This is a genomic window from uncultured Veillonella sp. (assembly GCF_900545205.1).
GTDB lineage: Bacteria > Bacillota > Negativicutes > Veillonellales > Veillonellaceae > Veillonella.
On sequence record NZ_UQYC01000031.1, the window covers coordinates 1 to 21,169 of the forward strand.

18 protein-coding genes are annotated in these 21,169 nt (G+C 39.8%); 10 read left to right on the top strand and 8 right to left on the bottom strand.

The genetic code is table 11. The annotated features are described in order from the left end of the window. Positions 1 to 2: 2 nt before the first annotated feature. The 3 genes from QZR70_RS04580 (at position 3) to QZR70_RS04590 (ending at position 4,220) form a co-directional block, all read left to right on the top strand. Positions 3 to 752: a methionine synthase gene (locus tag QZR70_RS04580; RefSeq protein ID WP_295793416.1), complete on the top strand. Its 750-nt coding sequence runs from the start codon at positions 3 to 5 to the stop codon at positions 750 to 752. A gap of 49 nt (positions 753 to 801) precedes the next feature. Then, positions 802 to 3,237: a homocysteine S-methyltransferase family protein gene (locus QZR70_RS04585; RefSeq protein ID WP_295793418.1), complete on the top strand. Its 2,436-nt coding sequence runs from the start codon at positions 802 to 804 to the stop codon at positions 3,235 to 3,237. A 125-nt stretch (positions 3,238 to 3,362) separates the two neighbouring features. Then, positions 3,363 to 4,220 (top strand): methylenetetrahydrofolate reductase, encoded by an 858-nt coding sequence (locus QZR70_RS04590; protein ID WP_024063815.1) that lies wholly within the window; start codon positions 3,363 to 3,365, stop codon positions 4,218 to 4,220. A 260-nt stretch (positions 4,221 to 4,480) separates the two neighbouring features. Here QZR70_RS04590 and rsmG read toward each other — a convergent pair whose 3' ends face one another. From rsmG to rpmH, 8 genes are all read right to left on the bottom strand, one after another. Beyond that, on the bottom strand, positions 4,481 to 5,233 hold the full coding sequence (rsmG, locus tag QZR70_RS04595) for a 16S rRNA (guanine(527)-N(7))-methyltransferase RsmG (RefSeq protein WP_295793420.1): 753 nt from the start codon (positions 5,231 to 5,233) through the stop codon (positions 4,481 to 4,483). Between the two features lie 954 nt (positions 5,234 to 6,187). Then, positions 6,188 to 8,059, bottom strand: a complete 1,872-nt coding sequence (gene mnmG / locus QZR70_RS04600) for a tRNA uridine-5-carboxymethylaminomethyl(34) synthesis enzyme MnmG (RefSeq protein WP_295793423.1) — start codon at positions 8,057 to 8,059, stop codon at positions 6,188 to 6,190. 188 nt (positions 8,060 to 8,247) lie between these two features. Continuing rightward, positions 8,248 to 9,633, bottom strand: coding sequence for a tRNA uridine-5-carboxymethylaminomethyl(34) synthesis GTPase MnmE (gene mnmE, locus QZR70_RS04605; protein ID WP_295793425.1), 1,386 nt, complete (start codon positions 9,631 to 9,633; stop codon positions 8,248 to 8,250). A 188-nt stretch (positions 9,634 to 9,821) separates the two neighbouring features. Next, positions 9,822 to 10,622: an RNA-binding cell elongation regulator Jag/EloR gene (jag, locus tag QZR70_RS04610; protein WP_295793428.1), complete on the bottom strand. Its 801-nt coding sequence runs from the start codon at positions 10,620 to 10,622 to the stop codon at positions 9,822 to 9,824. A gap of 8 nt (positions 10,623 to 10,630) precedes the next feature. Continuing rightward, positions 10,631 to 11,299: a YidC/Oxa1 family membrane protein insertase gene (locus QZR70_RS04615; protein WP_295793430.1), complete on the bottom strand. Its 669-nt coding sequence runs from the start codon at positions 11,297 to 11,299 to the stop codon at positions 10,631 to 10,633. 168 nt (positions 11,300 to 11,467) lie between these two features. Next, on the bottom strand, positions 11,468 to 11,689 hold the full coding sequence (gene yidD, locus QZR70_RS04620; protein ID WP_295793434.1) for a membrane protein insertion efficiency factor YidD: 222 nt from the start codon (positions 11,687 to 11,689) through the stop codon (positions 11,468 to 11,470). Between the two features lie 50 nt (positions 11,690 to 11,739). Beyond that, positions 11,740 to 12,099, bottom strand: coding sequence for a ribonuclease P protein component (gene rnpA / locus QZR70_RS04625; protein ID WP_039968821.1), 360 nt, complete (start codon positions 12,097 to 12,099; stop codon positions 11,740 to 11,742). Between the two features lie 79 nt (positions 12,100 to 12,178). Beyond that, complete coding sequence (rpmH, locus tag QZR70_RS04630; protein ID WP_004692946.1) at positions 12,179 to 12,313, bottom strand: 50S ribosomal protein L34; 135 nt, start codon at positions 12,311 to 12,313, stop codon at positions 12,179 to 12,181. A 1,252-nt stretch (positions 12,314 to 13,565) separates the two neighbouring features. Between rpmH and dnaA the strand changes: the two genes are divergently transcribed. From dnaA to gyrB, 7 genes are all read left to right on the top strand, one after another. Next, complete coding sequence (gene dnaA / locus QZR70_RS04635; protein ID WP_295793436.1) at positions 13,566 to 15,143, top strand: chromosomal replication initiator protein DnaA; 1,578 nt, start codon at positions 13,566 to 13,568, stop codon at positions 15,141 to 15,143. Positions 15,144 to 15,469: 326 nt separating this feature from the next. Continuing rightward, positions 15,470 to 16,582: a DNA polymerase III subunit beta gene (gene dnaN / locus QZR70_RS04640; RefSeq protein ID WP_054747902.1), complete on the top strand. Its 1,113-nt coding sequence runs from the start codon at positions 15,470 to 15,472 to the stop codon at positions 16,580 to 16,582. Between the two features lie 306 nt (positions 16,583 to 16,888). Beyond that, positions 16,889 to 17,122, top strand: a complete 234-nt coding sequence (locus QZR70_RS04645) for an RNA-binding S4 domain-containing protein (protein ID WP_119206598.1) — start codon at positions 16,889 to 16,891, stop codon at positions 17,120 to 17,122. 3 nt (positions 17,123 to 17,125) lie between these two features. Beyond that, positions 17,126 to 18,226, top strand: a complete 1,101-nt coding sequence (recF, locus tag QZR70_RS04650; protein ID WP_005384817.1) for a DNA replication/repair protein RecF — start codon at positions 17,126 to 17,128, stop codon at positions 18,224 to 18,226. Beyond that, the gene (locus tag QZR70_RS04655; protein ID WP_295793439.1) at positions 18,213 to 19,115 is read left to right on the top strand and encodes a DUF721 domain-containing protein; all 903 of its coding nucleotides are present in this window, start codon (positions 18,213 to 18,215) and stop codon (positions 19,113 to 19,115) included. Before recF ends, QZR70_RS04655 begins: the two co-directional genes overlap by 14 nt. 13 nt (positions 19,116 to 19,128) lie before the next feature. Then, complete coding sequence (locus QZR70_RS04660; protein ID WP_004692940.1) at positions 19,129 to 19,377, top strand: DUF370 domain-containing protein; 249 nt, start codon at positions 19,129 to 19,131, stop codon at positions 19,375 to 19,377. 75 nt (positions 19,378 to 19,452) lie between these two features. Then, positions 19,453 to 21,169: DNA topoisomerase (ATP-hydrolyzing) subunit B (gyrB, locus tag QZR70_RS04665; protein WP_295793442.1), on the top strand; the 1,717-nt coding region annotated here is incomplete at its 3' end.

Sequence of the window (21,169 nt, forward strand, 5' to 3'; positions counted from 1 at the left end):
GAATGCTTCCTGCCATCGATAAAGCAGAAGTAAAACGATACGCAGGACTTCGTCATGCAGAGGATTTTCCTCAAAATTATGTAGACGAAGCATGTAAAGAAATCCAGTTATTAGCTACACCAAAAGGTGTATATCAAGAATACGATTATGATGCTGAAACAAAGACAATTTTGAGCAATCCACCGCTTAAAATTGAAGGTTCCATCATTGAAAAACATCTAGAAAAGTCTACAAAGGTCTATGTATTAGGCGTAACAGTAGGCGAAGATGTAGAGATTCGCAGTGAACAGTTATTCAAACAAGGTAACTATACTGTAGGTTTATTACTTGATGCAGCAGCTACAACAGCAGTAGAACAAGTAGCAGATCAAGTAAATGAAGTTATCAATACAATTGCTAAAAAGCAAGGCTATAAACCAACATGGCGCTTTAGCCCTGGCTATGGTAACTGGCCATTAGAAATTCAGCCACAACTAGCTAAAATTATCAAAACAGAGATGATTGGCTTACAAGTAACAGAGAATTATTTATTGTTTCCACGTAAGTCTGTAACAGCTATCATCGGTTTGATGCCAGCTAACGAAGACATCAAAACTAAACGCGGTTGCACATCTTGTTCCCAAAAGGATTGTGCATCTCGTAAATTACCAGAAAAGGCGTCTGTAACGTCTAATAACGAAGGCGAAGAGGGTTGTAACAAAACAACAGCTGAAGCCTCTGGTATCGCTATGAAAGGCCAACCAACAGAATAATGTTTCACGTGAAACATTGTAACATTTAGGATGATAAAGGAAGATGTTTATGTATATATTTGACGGTGCTATGGGCACAATGCTTCAAGCTGCAGGCTTAGAAGAGGGCTATTGTCCAGAATTATTTAACGTAGAAAAACCAGAAGTAGTAAAGAATATTCACGCCCAATACTTACAACATGGCAGTGATGTTATCACTACAAATACATTCGGTGCTTGTGGTCTTAAATTAGAAGATTACGACTTACAAGATTGTGTAAGAGAAATAAATATTGCCGCTGTAAAGGTAGCAAAAGATGCTATTGCAGAGTTTAAACCATCTGCTCGTGTAGCGGGTTCTATGGGTCCTACAGGTCGTTTCTTACAACCATTGGGCAACATGAGCTTTGACTCTATTTATGACACATACCGCGAACAAGCTGAAGCATTGATTGAAGGTGGTGTAGATTTCATTATTATTGAAACTATCATCGACGTACAAGAAATGCGCGCCGCTTTATTAGCATCTCTTGATGCTCGTGAAGCAGCAGGAAAGACAAAAGAAGATGTACAAATCATCTGTCAATTTTCTTTCAGTGAAGACGGTCGTACTATTACAGGTACACCACCAGCAGTTGCAACTACTATCGTAGAGGCTATGGGTGCTGATATTATCGGTATTAACTGTTCCCTTGGACCTGAACAAATCACACCTCTTATTGAGGAAATTGCAAGCGTAACAAACTTGCCAATTATCTGCCAACCAAATGCAGGTATGCCTCAATTAATTAATAAACAAACTGTATTCCCACTTACAGCAGAAGAAATGGGTCCATTGATGCTTCCAATCGTAGATGCAGGTGCCAGCTATGTAGGCGGCTGCTGTGGTACGACACCAGCTCATATTCAAGCTATTTCTGATGCTGTGAAAGCACATACACCTAAAGAACGTGCTCACGTAAAACCTAAAACAATCATTACGAGCCGTACTAAATTGTTAGAATTAGGTCACAATACAAAACCTCTTATCATTGGCGAACGTATCAACCCTACAGGCCGTAAAGTTCTTGCTCAAGAGTTACGCGATGGCTCTTTCATCCGCGTAAAACGCGATGCTTTGGACCAAGTAGAAGCAGGTGCAGACATCCTCGACGTAAACATGGGCGTAGCTGGTATGGACCAAACTCCATTAATGGAACGTGCTATCTTCGAATTATCCATGCTCGTTGAAACTCCATTGTCCATCGACACATTGGATCCAGCAGCTATGGAAGTAGCTCTTAAAAACTACCCAGGTCGCGCTCTTATCAACTCCGTAAATGGGGAAGAGGAATCCATCACTCACGTTATGCCTTTGGCTAAACGCTATGGTGCAGCTTTACTTTGCTTGCCAATCTGCAGTGGTGATTTGCCTGAAAAAGCAGAGGACCGTGTTGCTTTAGCTGAAAGCATTGTAAATCGCGCTTACGGTTATGGTCTTCAACCACATGACTTATTACTTGACCCATTGGTATTAACACTTGCCAGCGGTGAAGATAGTGCACGCCAAACATTGCGTACATTACAGTTATATAAAGAGAAATTTGGCTTCCCAACAGTAATGGGCTTGTCCAATATTTCCTTCGGTATGCCACAACGTCCTTACTTGAACGGCCAATTCTTAACAATGGCTCTTGCTTGTGGCTTAACAACACCAATTATGAACCCATTAAATTATCCAGCTAAAAAAGCGTTCGTATCTAGTACAACACTATTAGGCTGGGACCCAGGTTCTGCAGAGTTTATCAAAGAATACGGCTACGAAGACGAAACAAGTGCTCCTGGTAACGCTGCTCCAAAAGGTCCTGAAAAGAAATCCTTCGACAGCAATGATCCTTTAGCTAATATCCGTGCTTGCGTAGAACAAGGCGAAAAAGAAGCTATTGTTGACCTTGTGAAAAAAGCGTTAGCTGACGGCATGGACCCATTAGATATTACGAAAAAAGGCTTATCTGAAGCGATGAACGTAGTAGGGGATAAGTTCGGCTCTGGTAAATTATTCTTACCACAAGTAATGCTCGCTGCTGAAACAATGCAAGCTGCTTTCAACACAATTAAAGAAATCATTCCTGCTAGTGAAAGCTTAGATAAAGGTACAGTCGTTGTGGCTACTGTTAAAGGCGATATCCACGATTTAGGTAAAAACATCGTAGCAGCCTTGCTTGAAAACAATGGTTACAAAATCGTTGACCTCGGCAAGGACGTTGATCCAGAAGTTATCGTTCAAGCAATTAAAGACAACAAGGCGGCTCTCGTTGGTATTTGTTCCTTGATGACTACAACAATGCCTCAAATCGACAATACTATCGCTGCTATCCGCGCTGCAGGCCTTAAAACTAAGGTCATGGTTGGTGGTGCCGTAGTATCTCAAGACTACGCAGACCAAGCGGGCGCAGACATCTATGCTAAAGACGGTATCGCTGCCGTTAACCACGCAAACGATTACTTTGAAACATTAGAAAAATAATTTCTAATTTACATGACACAAAACAAGGTGAAAGCTCATCTTAAAAACTTATTTTGATAGTGAAAACCACGTAAAAGAGTAAACAAGATTAGCTTTCACCATATGTATAGATCAAGAGGTACATGATGACATTAAGAGAGAAACATCAACAAGGGAAGTTCACCATCACTGTTGAATTAGACCCACCAAAGAGTAGTTCTGCTCAAAAAGTATTCGACCAAGCAGCGCGTTTAAAGGGTAAGGTTGACGCTATCAACATCGCTGATAGCCCTATGTCCAAAATGCGTATGAGCCCAATTTCCTTGTCTTATTTGTTACAACACAATAAAGATATCGAGACTATTTTCCACCTTACATGCCGCGACCGTAATATCATCGGCTTACAATCCGAATTACTTGGCGCTGCAGCACTTGGCGTAAATAATATCTTAACCCTTACTGGTGACAAACCAGATAATGGGGACCATCCATTTGCACAATCCGTATTTGAAGTAGACTGCATGGGCTTACTTAACATCGCTAAAACTTTGAATTCTGGCAAAGACTTGGCAGGTAATGACTTAGACGAGCCTACAAACTTCTACATCGGTGCTACTGGTAACCCTGGTGCACCAGATTTAGAAATTGAACGTCAAAAATTGGCTGCTAAAATTAAAAATGGTGCGCATTTCGTACAAACACAACCAATTTACGATTTAGAACAAGCAAAACGCTACATCGATAAAATGTCTGAGTTCGATGTGCCTATTATGCTCGGTTTAATTCCACTTAAAAGCTTTAAAATGGCCACATATCTACACGAAAAAGTGCCTGGGATAAATCTTACACAAGAAATCCTAGACCGCGTAGAAAAGGGCGGTAAAGAAGCGGGTACAGAAATCGCTATCGAAACATTGGAACAAATCAAAAAAATCGCTGCAGGCGTACATATTATGCCTTTAAACGATATCGATACAACATTACATATCATTGACCACGTATAAGTCATTATGAGATTATCATAGAACACCTTTCCCACAGACTCCATAGTAACCCTAAGTCGTCCTTAGGGAAAGGTGTTCTATTTATCTTTATATACGACTTATATTATAATGAATAAACTATGTAATCCTGTTGTAAACGATATCCTTGAATAGGCTAGGGAAGATAGGAAAAAGAGGATGCAAATCTTAGATTTGCATCCTCTTTTGTATAGGTATCAATTGTTATCTATTATCCGCTATTACGTGATAGCACTATTAAATTACACTAGCGGCTTGTCTTTAATTTCTTTTGGTTTACGTGGGTATTGTTTAGGTGTTTTACCTATTTTCTTAATGTACAGGATTGCTCGTTTATCATCCAAGGTTGGAAGTGTAACAGTACGTACTTCTTCAATCTTAGCTTTCAATATGCTAAGGGCTTTATTGGATTCTCCCACTTCTTCTTCGTAGATGGCGCCTTTTAGAGCTATTACGTAGCCACCTTCTTTTACATACGGTACCGTCCATTCTAACAGAATAGGTAATCTTGCTACTGCACGGCTCGTAGCAAGATCGAAGCTTTCACGATAATCTTGATGACTAAGATCCTCTGCACGGCCATGTAAAGTAGTACAGTTCGTCAATTGTAGCTCATCCATAACGGATTCAAGGAAGGTAAGACGTTTTTTCAAGGAGTCAAACAACGTAACCTTGAGGCTACGGTCATAGATAGCCAATGGAATGCCAGGGAAACCAGCGCCAGTACCAACATCGATAATGGACATGCCAGATTTGATGATATGTGGGTCATAGCAGGAGAGGGAGTCGATCATGTGTTTAACCACAACCTCTTTCATGTCTGTAATCCCCGTGAGGTTTAGATATTTATTTGTTTCAATCATGCGCGCATAATACACATAAAAGTCTTTTGCTTGCTCTTCCGTGCAAGGCAAACCAAATTCGCTCATTTGCTCCATCATATATGAAACAAATTCAAACTCAGACGCAATAGGCACATCGTATTTTTCTTTCATAAGTGCTCCTAATGAATTATTCAATATTTATATGATAGTGAAAGTAATCGACATGTAGTTAGAAAATCTCATGTCATATGGTAGATCATATTAACAATATATAAGTTATAAGAATAGTATTTCTTATTTCAAAGGCTATAAAACTCAAAAATTTGCGTTCTACACCGTTTTTAATCTGTTTTATATAAGTTTATATATAGAAACTAATAAAATGACCATACAAGCGAAATATTTAAGTCATTTTTCTTTATATTATAGCATATTCTCAATTAATTCTCATTTAAATAGATTTATTTTCTAAAAACACCATATGAACATAGAGTAGGAGAGGTATTAACTATTTATTATCATTTAAATAATGATATTGAGAAATCGGTCCATCTTTTTAACCTGTATTTTCAACCTGTTATCAAGTTTTCAAATCCTTATCCTATTTTAATGTAAATCTAAATTTCTTTACACCAATCGATCAATCATTGTAAACCTATTTTGTTAACCTTTTACCTCATCTTTTTCAATTTTATTATTCATCTTTTCATCAACTATATTTCACAGTTTATTTCCAATTTATCACTATGAACTTTTCTTCACTTATAGAATATTTTGTCTACTCTGAATATACATTTAATGTACTTCTCTAGTGTACATATTTTAACTACAGAATATTATATATTTTATAAATATACAAACATTTGCTTATATAGAATTCTTTTACATCTATAAAAAATAAAACTTGCGAATAAACTTATTTATGGATACACTACCATTAATAGGGAGGTGGTACCCATGAAACAAAAATTTATGTGGATATTATTTAAAATGGGCCTATCATTATTTACTCCAGACTATATGAGCCAAGGTCGCGAAATCGATGAGCATCAAGAACGAGAAGCCCTATAACTAAAAAAGCTAGCTAATATAATTAGCTAGCTTTTTTCTATGTAATCACATATTTTATTTGCTTCGATTGTATTGTTCTAATTGAATCAACAGAACAGATACGTCCGCAGGGGATACGCCAGAGATACGGCTTGCTTGGCCGATGGAGTGAGGGCGGATTTTATTGAGCTTTTGTTGAGCTTCAAGGGAGATGCCCTTAATTTGTGTATAGTCCCATTCTTTTGGAAGAATTTTTTCTTCTAATTTACGAACCTTATCAACTTGGTCCATTTGCTTTTTGATATAACCTTCGTAAGTAATGGAGATATCAACAGCTTCTTCTACGTCAGGCGTATAGCGTTTTAAACCAAATGCATCAGCTACGATAGCATAGGAGAGTTCATTACGTTTTACTAAATCATAAGCATGAATACCTGTTCTAATAGGTGCTGTACCTAAACTTTCAAGCAAAGCTTGTGTTTCCTTGGATGGATTTACAGGTGTATTTCGTAACATATCCATTGCTTCTTCGATAGCAGCTTTCTTAGCTGTAAATTTAGACCAACGATCGTCTTTTACAAGACCGATAGCACGACCTTTTTCAGTGAGACGCATATCTGCATTATCTTGGCGAAGTAATAGACGGTATTCGCTACGGCTCGTCATCATACGGTACGGTTCATTTGTACCTTTTGTTACGAGATCATCGATGAGAACACCAATGTATGCTTCGGAGCGAGCAAGGATAAATGGTTCTTTACCTTCAAGCCATAAAGCTGCGTTAATACCAGCCATGAGACCTTGAGCAGCGGCTTCTTCATAGCCAGATGTACCATTAGCTTGACCAGCAGAGTAGAGGCCTTCAATATGTTTTACTTGAAGGGCTGGTGTCAGTTGTGTTGGGTTTAAACAATCATATTCAATAGCATACGCTGGGCGCATGATTTCTACATTTTCTAAACCAGGAATGGTACGAAGGAATGCATATTGTACGTCCATAGGAAGGGATGTACTCATGCCTTGTACGTACATTTCGTTTGTGCCTGTACCTTCTGGTTCTACGAATAATTGATGGCGTTCTTTATCGGCAAAGCGCACCACTTTATCTTCGATAGAAGGGCAGTAACGAGGGCCTACACCTTCAATTTTACCACTATACATTGGAGCGCGATGAATATTGCTTGTAATAATTTCGTGCGTTTCTTTGTTAGTATAGGTCAACCAACATACATCTTCATTACGGTTGATCCATTCATCCATAAAGGAGAAGGAGTGGTGATGTGTATCGCCTTCTTGAACCTCCATGTTTTCAAGGTTAAGAGTGCGTTTATCTACACGAGCTGGTGTACCAGTCTTAAAGCGCATCAACTCAATGCCATTGTCCAGCAAGGATTGAGAGAAATGTTCCGCTACGCGTTGACCATTTGGTCCACCTACGTAGTCAATGTCGCCGATGAGAATTTTACCTTTCAAATAGGTACCTGTACAAAGAACGACAGCTTTAGCACCATAGAACTCGCCAAGCTCTGTAACGATACCTGTTACCTTGCCATCCTCAACCTTAAGCTCAGTCACCATGATTTGCTTAACATTGAGGTTCTCTGTATTTTCAATGGTTTGTTTCATCAAATGTTGGTATTTAATTTTATCCGATTGGCAACGCAAGGAATGAACGGCAGGGCCTTTACCCATGTTGAGCATACGCATTTGAATAGCCGTAGCATCCGCGTTGATACCCATTTGACCGCCTAAAGCGTCAAGTTCATAAACAAGATGGCTTTTACCAGGACCACCAACGGCAGGATTACATGGCATAAGCGCAATATTATCTAAACTGATGGTCGCCATCAACGTGCGATGACCCATACGAGCAGCGGCGAGAGCCGCTTCACAACCAGCATGACCACCACCGATGACGATGACATCATAATTATCTACTGTGTACATATCAATTAAATTCCTTATATATTACTTATTTTGAAAGCTTATTTTATCTAAAATCACGAGGCCGTAGGCCGAGTTTTCCCCTATTCTCCATAGAGTGGCAATGAGGGCTTTCAAAAAACGACTTTGGCCCTATCCCGAAGGGATAGACCTGGCCAGTGGAGGCTTTTTGGAAGTACTCATTGTCAGCATCACTTACCTAAACAAAATCTACTAAATAGTTCGTCGATCATGCTTTCACGGATGGTGTCGCCTGTGATGTCGCCTAGTAGTTCCCAGGCGCTGCGCAGGTCGGTAGCTACAAAGTCTACTGGCATGCCCATGTCGATGGAGGAGAGAGCTTGTTCGACTTGTGCCTTCGCTTGTTCCATGAGGCTGATGTGGCGCACGTTACTGATCATGGCGCTGTTGTCTTGTTTTACGCGACCGCCGTAAACGAGTTCTTGCACCCATTTGGAGAGAACTGCAGAGCCTTCGCCTTCTTTGGCACTGATGCGTTCGATAGCCGTAAAGGTTCCGTGTTCTTTAATATTTTCATCTGTAACGACTTGTGCCACGTCGGACTTATTGAGGAGTACGATAGTATTCAAACCGCTCACAGAGGTCAAAATTTCGATTTCTTCAGGGGTTAATGGAGTAGACCCGTCTATAACGCAGAGCACGATGTCTGCTTTGTTGATATAATCACGAGCACGCTCCACACCGAGGGCTTCCACCGTATCTTGTGTATCCCGGATACCAGCTGTATCAATGAGGCGCAAGGAAATGCCTTCAACGGTCATATATTCTTCAATACTGTCCCGTGTCGTACCAGGGATATCCGTTACGATAGCGCGGTTTTCACGCAAGAGAGCGTTCATCAAGCTCGATTTACCGGCATTTGGACGGCCTACGATAACCGTCATAATACCGTCGCGAATGAGGCGACCTGTATTTGCTGTGGACAAGAGATCGTCCATAGCTTTCAAAATAGGCTCTAGTTGTTCACGAACCTCTTGGCTCGTTACGTCCTCAATATCCTCTTCAGGATAGTCGATAGTTACCTCTAAATGAGCAATCATAGCGATAAGCTGTTCACGTACATCTTTTACAAAGGACGAAACGGTCCCATCGAGCTGCGATACAGCGAGGGAGAGGGAGTCCTCCGTTTTGGCTTCAATAATATCAATGATCGCCTCTGCTTGGGTGAGGTCGATACGTCCGTTCATAAAGGCGCGCTTCGTAAATTCGCCGGCCTCGGCCATGCGCACATCGTGGTTTACGAGCAATTTCAGAATTTGTCGAACCGGCACAATGCCGCCGTGACACTGAATTTCTACCACATCCTCTGCCGTGTAGGAATGAGGGCCTTTCATTAATAACACAAGAACCTCGTCGATGGTCTTGTTCGTTCCGGGATCCACAATGGTCCCATATTGTATCGTTCTATTTTGGCGGTCCATCAAAGGAACGGTGCCAGCGCTCTTGAACAGGCTATTTACAATAGGAAAACTATCCTTGCCGCTGACCCGAATAATACCAACCCCGCCGATACCGGGCGGCGTCGCAATGGCCGCTATTGTATCATCTATATACATAAATATCTCCGTATTTCGATAATCTAAATATGTTTTTGTATATGTTCTTCGCCTGTGAAAGTTAAACTAAACTAATCTTTGCATGCGAAGATTAACTTAGGTTAGCTTTCACCATAACCTAAAGAATAAAGAGGACAGCCCTCAAGCAACCGATGATCTCAGTTACTTGAAAGCTGCACCACTATATTTTATTTTTTATACGTAATCACAACGTGACGGAACGGTTCGTCCCCTTCACTGTTAGTAACAACGTTTTTGTCGCCTTGAAGGGCAGTGTGAATGATTTTACGTTCAAAAGCATTCATTGGTTCTAAGGAAACCTTTTGACGGTTGCGTTTCACCTTAGAAGCCAAGCGTTTCGCGAGATTTACCAATGTTTCTTCTCGGCGAGAACGATAGTTTTCCACATCTACAACGATATGGCAGTGGCCAGATACATCCTTGTGAGCCACGAGATTTGTTAAGTATTGAATAGCATCCAATGTTTGACCATGTTTGCCAATCAAAATACCTAAATCTTCACCGTGTACTTGGAATGTAATCTTATCTTTAGTCATCATTTTTTCGATAACCACAGTGAGGCCCATTTGAGTAAACATATCATCGAGGAATTGTTTACCTTTTTCAGCGATTTCTTGTTGATCTTCTTTTGAAAGTTCCTTTTTAGAAGGTTTTTCTTCTACAACATCACCTTCAGTAGAGTCAACTGCTGTGTCTTGTACTTCTGTTTCACTTGTTGCCACCGGTTCGGAGGCAACAGCTACAGATTGTTCTTCTACATGAGCTACTTCTTCTTGAGTAGCAGTTTTAGCTACAGATGTGAAGAATAAGCGAACAACTGCTGGTTTACGACCAATGCCCAAGAAGCCATTAGAAGGTTGTTCCAAGACTTTAGTTTCTACCAATTCTTGGCCTTCTGCAGCCAATTGAGCTACGCCTTTGGCAATGGCATCTTCAATGGTTTTAGCAGATACATCGATAAATTCCATAGTGTCTCCTATTTCTTAGCTTCTAAGCCTTTGTAAATGAAATGTTGTTGCACAAATTGGAATACATTGGATACGATCCAGTAAATAACCAAACCAGATGGGAAGTTAAGGGAAATGTAACCAATGAATAAAGGCATAAAGATTGTCATAATCTTTTGTTGTTGCGCAGCAGCACCAGATGTACCGCTACTAGTTTGCTTGGACATAATCCATGTGGATGCCGCACTCAATACTGGCAAAATATACATTGGATCTGGTTCTCCAAGACTAGGAAGCCATAAGAATTGTACATAGTTTTGATCGTATGGATAGCCTTGTAAAGCATAGAAAATAGCGATCAAGAATGGCATTTGCACCAATAGAGGCAAGCAACCTGCTAGTGGGTTAACGCCCATTTCTTTGTACAATGCACCCATTTCAGCTTGAAGTTTTGCAGGATCGTTTTTGTATTTGTCTTGCAATTCTTTCATGCGAGGCTGTAACTCTTGCATAGCCTTCATGGATTTGATTTGTTTAACAGTAAGTGGTGCCAAAATCGCTTTGATAACGATTGTTAAAAGGATAATAGCCACACCGTAGCTTGGATAGCCTACCATTTGAGTTAATTGGAACGCATAGGTTACCAATGTAGTCATCAATTCAACGATAGGGTGGAATATACTACTTAAGAATTCCATTGTTTCTCCTTTTTCTTACAGTCCGAAACCGTCCTTTGCGCATCTATATATCGTTATGGTATGGTCTAAATTTCATCCATACAGATGCTCAGGTATTTCCAAAACTGTGCTCGATGTTTTTTGTGAAAGTTGCTTTCACAGACCGCATCCAGCCTAAGCCCAAGTGGGTTAAGGAACTGGATCGTAGCCACCCTTGTGGAAAGGATGGCAGCGAAGAATGCGTTTTAAACCCATCCAGCTACCTTTCAAAGGACCATATTTTTCGATGGCCTGCAGAGTATATGTGGAACATGTCGGATAATAACGGCAACATCCAGGTTTTAAGGGAGATATGGCAAGCTGATAGAACCTAATTAAAAGTCGTAAAAGCGCGGTTATATAGCGTTTCATGGAAACCTCCATATACACAAAAAAGGACCAAAGCCTTCTAACTTGTGGTCCTATTTATCATTTTGTATCAACAATTTGCTTTTTCGCAAGAGATACAAAATTTCCTTTTCCGCTTTTTCGTAGGTAGCGTTTTTCAGAGGGCCACGTCCAACAATTACGATATGATACCCTTCGCGTATGGAATGTTGATTGAGGCGATATACCTCTTTCATAAGGCGTCTAGCTCGGTTGCGCTCTACAGCACAACCAACCTTTTTGCCGGTTACAAAACCAATGCGAGTCGATTGCTTCGCCACGGGCATACGATATAGTACACACATACGGCCTACTTCGTATTTACCGTGCTTATACACAAGGCGATATTCATTATTGTGCGTCAGTCGTCTTGCTTTTTTGAGGCAATAATCCATATGCATTGTCCTTAAGTCCTAAGAATAGAAAAACTTGGCAGCAGCGCCAAGTTTTTTCTCCTGCCTAACAGCTATTATATTATGCAGATAAGCGTTTTCTGCCTTTTGCACGTCTTCTTTTTAAAACGAGACGGCCACCGATAGTTTTCATGCGTTCACGGAAACCATGGGTACGTTTTCTCCAAAGAGTATTTGGTTGGTAAGTACGTTTCATTAGTAAAACACCTCCTCGTCATTTGTATTGTTTTACTTATACCATAACAGGGTAATTATAGAGTTAAAACGTAAATTTGTCAATCATTTAGGGCTATTCTGAAAGACTTTTATGTAGATTTTACTTAAATCCGATAGAACTTAAAACTGATACTACTTTTATAGGGGGAGGAATAGATGTGGTTTTCTCCCTCCATACTCATCGTAAGTCGGTCAAAAATCCACATCTATTCCTGCTCCTAACGCACTCTAATGACTACTATAACACCTACCACCAGTATAAAAAGTAGTATCAGTTTTTATAGCAAATCTAAAAGTCTTTCAGAATACGGATCTAAGATGTAACAAATCTTACCTTTTAACCTCTTGAGGGCAAAGGGGAAATTGATGTTACGTTTCCAAACGACCAAGGCTCCTTCATCGCTCCATACGACGAGTAAAGTCGCTCAAAAGGACCCTATATTCCCTCCCTAAGACAACCCTAATGTATCCACACACACCACTACACGATGTAAACGTAACATCAATATCAACAATACAAGAACTCACAACTCTAATATTTTTATATAAGACAATTTTACATTTTAATCTCTACTTGGAGGAAGGGAGGAATAGATGTGGATTCCTCCATACTCATCGTTTCGGTCAAAGATCCACATCTACACCTAACACTCCCTCTTAGAAAAATCACTAGTTTGTTATTTTATTGATCATTTACTTTTGATTATCTGAAGGTTGATGCTGTAATGTTCATCAATTACTTTTTTATCTATGTATATTGTAATCATAAAAATTATCTTATGGGAGGAGGGGAAGAAAAACTACTTTTTGAGTGACTTGCGTCAGAATGGAGCGATAAAAGTAGTTTTTCTTCCTATCCCAAAAGTAATAGATATACCCATAAAAATTTAAAATATACATTATAAACAGTTTATAAAAGTTATCCACAGATTGAATGACAAATTGCTTATTTTTTGGTACAATCATAACTGAAATTAGGAAAAAGTATATATTTTTATAAGTTTTTGTTGGATAACTTTTAAGGTTATCCACATTTTTTCTCTTTTAACCTGTGTAATCTATAAAGTCAGTTATTATCTGGTTGGAAGAGAATTTTATTTTCACTTATTCACAGGTTGTGCACAGGTTATTCACAGGAATAACAGGTTTTTCCACAGCTTTCACAATAGTTATACACATTATTCCTAAAGTTATACACATTTATCGCAATAGTTATACACAAGAGGCACGTCATGCAGTCATTTGATTTGAATAATATATGGGAACATATATTGCAAGAGGCGAAAAAGAACATGCAACATTTGCCTGACGCGTTGTACTTGCGCGTCACGTCATCGTTGATTCCCATGTCTCTCGACAGTCATTCGATCCATATAGGGGTCATGCAAACATTTGTTAAAAACTTAATCGATCAGCAGCCGCAGATTAGCAAGGCTTTACAGGATGCTATTACTACGGTTATCGGTTCCCATCGGGATATGGTGTTATTCGATTTCAATCAAGAGAGTGTAGATACTACCTTTGTTGATGAAAGTCTCATCGATGATGCACCTGTAGTGGCTCCACCGATGCCATTACCGCCTGTGGTAGAGGAAAAAGCTCAACAAGATGAGTTCTATAAACCAATCTATCAAGAGCCTGTCTATATCGACCGCACACCAGCGCCTATAAATATTCCAGATGAGCCAATGGTAGCGCCTAGTAAAACAGTTGAAACTACAACACCTACATTACAGTCTGATAATGTACCTGTGGATTTATCCTTATCTAACCTAAATCCAGCATACCGTTTTGACAATTACGTAACAGGCAACGCGAACCGCATTCCATTTGGAGCAGCTCAAAATGTAGCTGAATATCCTGGTGGCGACTATAATCCGCTCTTTATCTACGGTCCTTCAGGCCTCGGTAAAACGCATTTGATGCACGCTATTGGTAACGCCATCAAGGAAAATCATCCACACATGAAGGTTATGTCCATTACGAGCGAAAACTTTATGAACATTTTCGTCGAAACATTGCAGCGTAACCAAGGTAAATTATTCCGCAACACGTTCCGCAATATCGACGTGCTCATGATTGACGATATTCAGTTTCTTGAAAGTCGTGAAAGTACGAAAACCGAGCTATTTAATACGTTCAATGAGTTATTAAATAACAATAAGCAAATTGTACTTACATCCGATACGATGCCAAACGATATGGAGCAATTCGAAGACCGTCTCCGTTCTCGTTTCCAAGCTGGCTACATTGCAACAATGGAAAATCCAGATTTAGAAACGCGCATCGCTATCTTTAGATCCTTACTCGAAAGAGAATATAAGAAAAACCGCGTTATCCGCATCGATAACGACTCCATCAACTACGTAGCGCTTCAATTCAGCGAAAACGTCCGCGTATTACAAGGTGCTTTCACAAAATTAATCGGTACCGCATCCATCGATCAACGTCTTGAATCTATCGACCTAGAATACACTAAACAAGCCTTGGCTGGCCTCGTTCACACAGAAGAGGTTAACATGGTGACTATTGAAAGTATTCAGAATTTTGTAAGTTCTTATTTCAATATTAAAAAGCAAGACTTGCTCGGTAAGAAGCGTAAAGCACAGTTCGCGTTCCCACGCCAAGTGGCCATGTATCTATGCCGCGATATGATTAATGAAAGTTATCCGCAAATCGCAGCTGCATTCTCTCGTGACCATACGACAATTCTCCATGCGTACGATAAAATTACGAAGGAAATTGAACGAAACGAAGAAACTAAGAACATGATTTCTGAAATTAAACAGAAATTAACAACCTGTGGATAACTCTGTGGATATATTGTGTGTAACTTTGTGGATATCCTAAAAACCGCACTTTGCTGTGAGTATGTGGATAAGTGGTTACAAACTATCAACATAGTTATACACAACCGAGAAATCGCACAGTTAGTAGCGCCAATTCACTTTTACACATATGAACAGGCCCCTACTATTACTACTACTAAAACTAACAAACAATCAAAAAACCAGTAGAAACAGATCTATCGCAGAATATCTATAGAGCATCTACGGTAGCAAACATAGAATATTACAAACAAGAGAAGTAGTTATCAGTACTTCTACACTATATGGAAATCATAAAGGAGTAACATATGCATATTACATTCCCAAAAGCAAATCTCCAAAAAGCAATCAACGTATTGCAAAAGGTATCTCAAAATAAAACAAGTTCCAACTTACCAGGTGCTATCTATATGACAACAAAAAATGGCCAAGTAGAATTGCAAGGTAACGACTTTGAACTCGGTATTCGTTTAACCATCGACGGCGACATCAAAGAACCTGGCACATTAGTTGTAGGTTCCCGCTATTTCCAAGAGTTAATCCGCAAATTACCTGGCGATACAATCGAACTTTACAAACCAGAAGATGGCAATTCTTTAACAATCACATCTGGTTCTTCCGAATTCAACCTCGTAACATTGCATCCAGATGATTTCTCCTTGGTAGAACAAATTCACGACCAAGATCATGTAAACATCGATAGCTTTGCTATGAAAGAACTCATCGATTTAACAAACTACGCAGCTGCAACAGATGAAGACCGCCCTGTATTTACTGGTGCTCTTCTTGAAATCAAAGAAAATGAAGTAACAATGGTTGCTACTGATACACACCGCATGGCTGTTAAGAAAATTACCATCGATGAACCAGCAACTACGCCAATGCGCGCTATCATTCCTACAAAAACATTGGCTGAAGTATCTCGTTTATTACCAACAGATAATCCAGCCATGATCAACATCATTTGGAACCGTACACAAATCGTATTCAACTTTGAATCTATTTACATCATTTCTCGTTTGATTGAAGGCACATATCCTGAATATGAAAAGGTAATTCCTTCCCAATTCGATTCTAGTGCTGTTATCGACCGCCGCGAATTCGCTGGTGCCGTTGATCGCGTATCCTTATTGGCTAAAGATATCAGCTATAACGTAATTCGTTATGATTGGGCTGAAAGCAATGTAACATTATCTACTCAAAATACTGAAATTGGTATGGCTAAAGAAGACGTAGCTGTTGAATTTAAAGGCACACCTTTCACAATCTCCTTCAACGGTCGCTACATCTCCGACATCTTGCGCCATAGCACAGGCGACAACATCCACTTGTTCTTAAAACAAAACGGTCCTGTTGTCATTCGCCAAGACAATAATCCGAACTATACATACGTAGTAACACCAGTTCGCACGAATGCATAAAAGTAGGGTGTGAGCTAACAGAGGAGCGCTAGCGACGATGGGAGCCACACATCACTTTGTTCCGAACGTAAAATTTTCTAGGCTACAAAGTAGCCTAAAGAAAATTCACAGTGAGGAACTGTACTCTGGTACTAAATAGTTAATAATATTAAATGTCAAAATCTATTATTCGTTTATTGATAAAAATATTACTATATCGTATATTTTACTGAATTAATATACATATCTTCGTTAGGTAATAATGATTAAAAGTCATCGTTACCTAATTCCCATATAGTTATAAATTGTCCACTATAGGAGGACGTTATGAAAGAGCAACAGCAGGTACCTATTCATACGGAGTACATTCAAATTGATCAGTTGTTGAAGTTAGAAGGCATCATCGAAACGGGTGGTCAAATTAAATCCTTTATCGAAGAAGGTATCCTTACTTTGAATGGTCAAGTTGTAACAGAAAAGCGCAAGAAATGCCGCGTTGGCGATGTGATTTCTTGCGAAGGTCTTGATGTAGATCTCGTAATTACTCAAGAGGAGGCTTAATCGGTGAGAATTGACTCACTGCAATTATTCCAGTTTCGTAATTACAAGGATGTAACGATTCAGTTTAATCCGGAGATTATCGTTTTGCACGGCACTAATGGGGCTGGTAAGACGAATATCCTCGAATCTATTTATGTGGGGACCATTGGTAAAAGCCATCGGACCAACGATACGTCAGATATGCTCATGTTTAATGCTGAGGAAGCAGGCATTGTAGTCAAGTTCGAGAAAAAGGATACGCCACAAAAGGTAAATATTAAGTTATTCCGCCAAGGTCCTAAGGATATTCGCTTAAATGATACTAAAATATCTCAAAAGGAACTGATTGGTACATTAAATACAGTTATATTCTGTCCTGAAGATTTACAACTCATTAAGGGGACTCCGTCGGGACGTAGACGGTTCCTCGATATGGAAATTTCTCAGACGAGCGCTACGTACTATCATCAGTTGATGCAGTATAATCGATTATTACAGCAGCGAAATGCGATCCTTAAAGAATATAGAGGGAAGCAAAATATTCCTCTTGAAGAATGGGATTTGCAATTAGCCGATATGGCGAGCTTTATCGTAAAGAAACGGTTAGAGAGCTTGAAGAAAATTAACCTTCTCATCGATTTGATGAACCGTAAATTGACGGGTGGTCTAGAGAATTTAACCATCGGTTATGAACAGCCTTACATGGACAATGGTTCATTAGAATATACAAAGGAAGGCTTTTACGAGCGCATCAAAGCAGCTTTGCCGCAGGATCGTCATCGGATGACCACCAGCGTAGGTCCTCACCGCGATGATTTACGATTCTTCTCTGATGCGATGGATTTAAAGAAATTTGGATCCCAAGGGCAGCAACGAACTGCTGTATTGTCCTTAAAGTTGAGCGAGCTTGAGTTTATCAAGTCCGAGGTTGGGGAATATCCAGTTCTATTATTGGATGATGTATTGAGCGAACTTGATGAGTCGAGACGAGCGAATTTATTGCAGTTTATTCATAAACGTATTCAAACATTTATTACTACTACAGACATTCACGATTTTAAAGATTTGAAATCTGTTCAATTTATTTCTTGTGAAGGGGGAAAGGTTCAGTATGGACAGCCTTGATCTTTGTTTACCAAAGGCCTTATCAAAACTGAATTTACTGGAACAATATAAATTAAATACCCTCGTTCACAAGTGGCGTGATGTAGTGGGCGATGTCATTGCAGATCATACGAAAATTGTGTCTATCAAGCCGCCAGACATGGTTATCAGTGCCGATAATTCCATGTGGATGCAGGAATTACAGATGCAAAAACGACGCATCATCGAATCTATCAATAAGTATTACCATCAAGAGGTAATCAAAGATATTCGCTTTATTATGAAACGTCAGAGCTATGTGAAAGCTAATACTGATACATCGATTTCATTGCCTGATGAACAGATTATTACAAAACGGATTAATTTCGCAGATATCGTGCTTTCAAAAGAAGACGTAGAAGCCATCGATAAGTCGTTAGAACAGACGGATAACGAAGAATTACGAGCTGCTTTTAGAAAAGTGCAAATTACGGCTCGAAAGCGGGAAATCTATTTAGAGCAGCATGGCTATCATCGTTGTGGTCGATGTGGCATGCATATGCAATCTAAACGGGACATCTGTCCGACTTGTGAATATGAGTTACATCGCATTCACATTAAGGAGATTAAGTCTGTCATTCGAAAATATCCGTACTTTAAATACAGCGACTGTCAGCAATTTATACAGTGTACCTTCCCAGACTTTGCAGAAGCGATGCGGGAATCCATATACTTTTACTTAGATAAAATTTATAAAGGATCCATTAATCGCCGTCATATGTATATGGTGGCCATGCTCATCACCCATAAGAAACCTGATGAGCTAACGGATCAACACGTTATCAATTTGTGCAATAAATATCGGTCTAAGTTCCTGGCTGAAGAAGAACAGCGCAAAATTGATGCCCTTAATGGGACATTAGAAAAGTAGAGGGGGCATTCCTATGTACGTTCATATTGGGGATACCATTTCCGTGCCTATTGAATCCATCATTACCATGGTGCACGCCAAGGGCGGAAAGTCCCATAAAAGTCCTATTCATCACTATGAAACGCTAGAGTATATCGCCATGGTACCAGAGGAGCAAATCAAGACCTATGTGGTCACTGATGATTGCGTTTATGGATCTGGTATTAGCATTAAGACTTTAATGAGACGAATTGATGAGTTTTATAGTATAATAAAGAGATAAGATTTATTCTGTACATGTGTTGTACCAAATTTCAATCCAGTACAGTGTGATAGATTGTTAGGAGGAGTTTGTTTCATGCCTGAAGAAAATTATGGCGCTCAGAATATACAGGTTCTTGAGGGTCTTGACGCGGTACGTAAACGTCCTGGTATGTACATTGGTAGTACGTCCATTCGCGGTTTACATCACCTCGTTTATGAAGTAGTAGATAACTCTGTAGACGAAGCGCTCGCAGGTTACGCTACACATATCGAAGTATCCATTAATGAAGATAACAGCATCACTGTTGTCGATGATGGTCGTGGTATTCCTACAGGGATGCATGAATCCGGTATGTCTGCGGTAGAGTTAGTATTAACGAAATTGCATGCTGGCGGTAAATTCGGCGGTGGCGGCTACAAGGTATCTGGTGGTCTTCACGGCGTAGGTATTTCCGTAGTAAATGCGTTGAGTGAATGGACTAAGGTTCAAGTAGCTCAAAACGGTATTATTCAAGAGATTACATTCGCTCGTGGTCATAAGACTTCCGAGTTACATGAAATCGGCAAGGCAGAAGGTACTGGTACTACAGTTATCTTCAAGCCAGATGCTGAAATCTTTGAAACTACAGTATTCAACTTTGATACATTGAAAATTCGTTTACAAGAATTGGCATTCCTTAACAAAGGTCTTCGCATTACATTGAGCGATTTGCGCCAAGAGGAACCTCGTGTTGAAAGCTTCCACTACGAAGGTGGTTTGAGTTCTTTCATTGCCTTCTTGAACGAAAATAAAGAAGTAGTAAACCCAACTGTTATCGATATTGAAAATACAAAAGACGACGTAGTAGTAGATGTAGCGTTGCAATATAACGATAGCTACAGCGAAAACTTGTTGTCCTTCGTAAATAATATCAACACTGTTGACGGTGGTACTCACCTTTCTGGTTTCCGTGCTGCTTTAACTCGTACCCTCAATGATTATGGCCGTAAATCTGGCTTGATCAAGGAAAATGAGTCCAACCTTTCCGGTGAAGACGTACGTGAAGGTTTGACAGCTGTTGTATCTGTAAAAGTATTGGAACCTCAATTTGAAGGCCAAACAAAAACTAAACTTGGCAATAGCGAAGTAAAAGGTATTACAGATGTTATCGTATCTGAAGGTCTTAGAACATTCTTCGAAGAACATCCGCAAGATGCGAAGAAAATCATCGAAAAAGCAACGATGGCAAGCCGTGCTCGTGAGGCAGCTCGTAAAGCTCGCGACTTAACTCGCCGTAAAAATGCTTTAGAGGTATCTAGCCTTCCTGGTAAATTGGCAGATTGCTCCGAAAAAGATACATCTATGACTGAAATTTATCTAGTCGAAGGTGACTCTGCGGGCGGTTCTGCAAAACAAGGTCGCGACCGTCGTTACCAAGCGATTTTGCCTTTACGTGGTAAGATCCTTAACGTAGAAAAGGCACGCCTTGATAAGATTTTAGCTAATAACGAAATTCGCTCCATGATTACTGCTTTTGGTACTGGTATTGGGGAAGAATTCGATATTACAAAATCCCGTTACAACAAGATTATTATTATGACCGATGCGGACGTTGACGGCGCTCATATCCGTACCTTGTTATTAACATTCTTCTACCGCTATATGAAACCATTGGTAGAGGAAGGTCATATCTACATTGCTCAACCACCTTTGTACCAAATCAAGAAGGGCAAGTCCCACTGGTATGTATACTCTGATGCAGAGCTTACAGCTAAACTTGATGAAGTAGGCCGCGATGGTATTACAATCCAACGTTACAAAGGTTTAGGTG

Bases quoted from the DNA above. Each gene is read 5' to 3' on its own strand.
- QZR70_RS04590 (WP_024063815.1), top strand. From the start codon at position 3,363: ATGACATTAAGAGAGAAACATCAACAAGGGAAGTTCACCATCACTGTT.
- QZR70_RS04615 (WP_295793430.1), bottom strand. From the start codon at position 11,299: ATGGAATTCTTAAGTAGTATATTCCACCCTATCGTTGAATTGATGACT.
- rnpA (WP_039968821.1), bottom strand. From the start codon at position 12,099: ATGGATTATTGCCTCAAAAAAGCAAGACGACTGACGCACAATAATGAA.
- QZR70_RS04585 (WP_295793418.1), top strand. From the start codon at position 802: ATGTATATATTTGACGGTGCTATGGGCACAATGCTTCAAGCTGCAGGC.
- yidD (WP_295793434.1), bottom strand. From the start codon at position 11,689: ATGAAACGCTATATAACCGCGCTTTTACGACTTTTAATTAGGTTCTAT.
- QZR70_RS04645 (WP_119206598.1), top strand. From the start codon at position 16,889: ATGAAAGAGCAACAGCAGGTACCTATTCATACGGAGTACATTCAAATT.
- QZR70_RS04580 (WP_295793416.1), top strand. From the start codon at position 3: ATGCTTCCTGCCATCGATAAAGCAGAAGTAAAACGATACGCAGGACTT.
- QZR70_RS04660 (WP_004692940.1), top strand. From the start codon at position 19,129: ATGTACGTTCATATTGGGGATACCATTTCCGTGCCTATTGAATCCATC.
- rpmH (WP_004692946.1), bottom strand. From the start codon at position 12,313: ATGAAACGTACTTACCAACCAAATACTCTTTGGAGAAAACGTACCCAT.
- dnaA (WP_295793436.1), top strand. From the start codon at position 13,566: ATGCAGTCATTTGATTTGAATAATATATGGGAACATATATTGCAAGAG.
- rsmG (WP_295793420.1), bottom strand. From the start codon at position 5,233: ATGAAAGAAAAATACGATGTGCCTATTGCGTCTGAGTTTGAATTTGTT.
- mnmG (WP_295793423.1), bottom strand. From the start codon at position 8,059: ATGTACACAGTAGATAATTATGATGTCATCGTCATCGGTGGTGGTCAT.
- jag (WP_295793428.1), bottom strand. From the start codon at position 10,622: ATGGAATTTATCGATGTATCTGCTAAAACCATTGAAGATGCCATTGCC.
- dnaN (WP_054747902.1), top strand. From the start codon at position 15,470: ATGCATATTACATTCCCAAAAGCAAATCTCCAAAAAGCAATCAACGTA.
- mnmE (WP_295793425.1), bottom strand. From the start codon at position 9,633: ATGTATATAGATGATACAATAGCGGCCATTGCGACGCCGCCCGGTATC.
- QZR70_RS04655 (WP_295793439.1), top strand. From the start codon at position 18,213: ATGGACAGCCTTGATCTTTGTTTACCAAAGGCCTTATCAAAACTGAAT.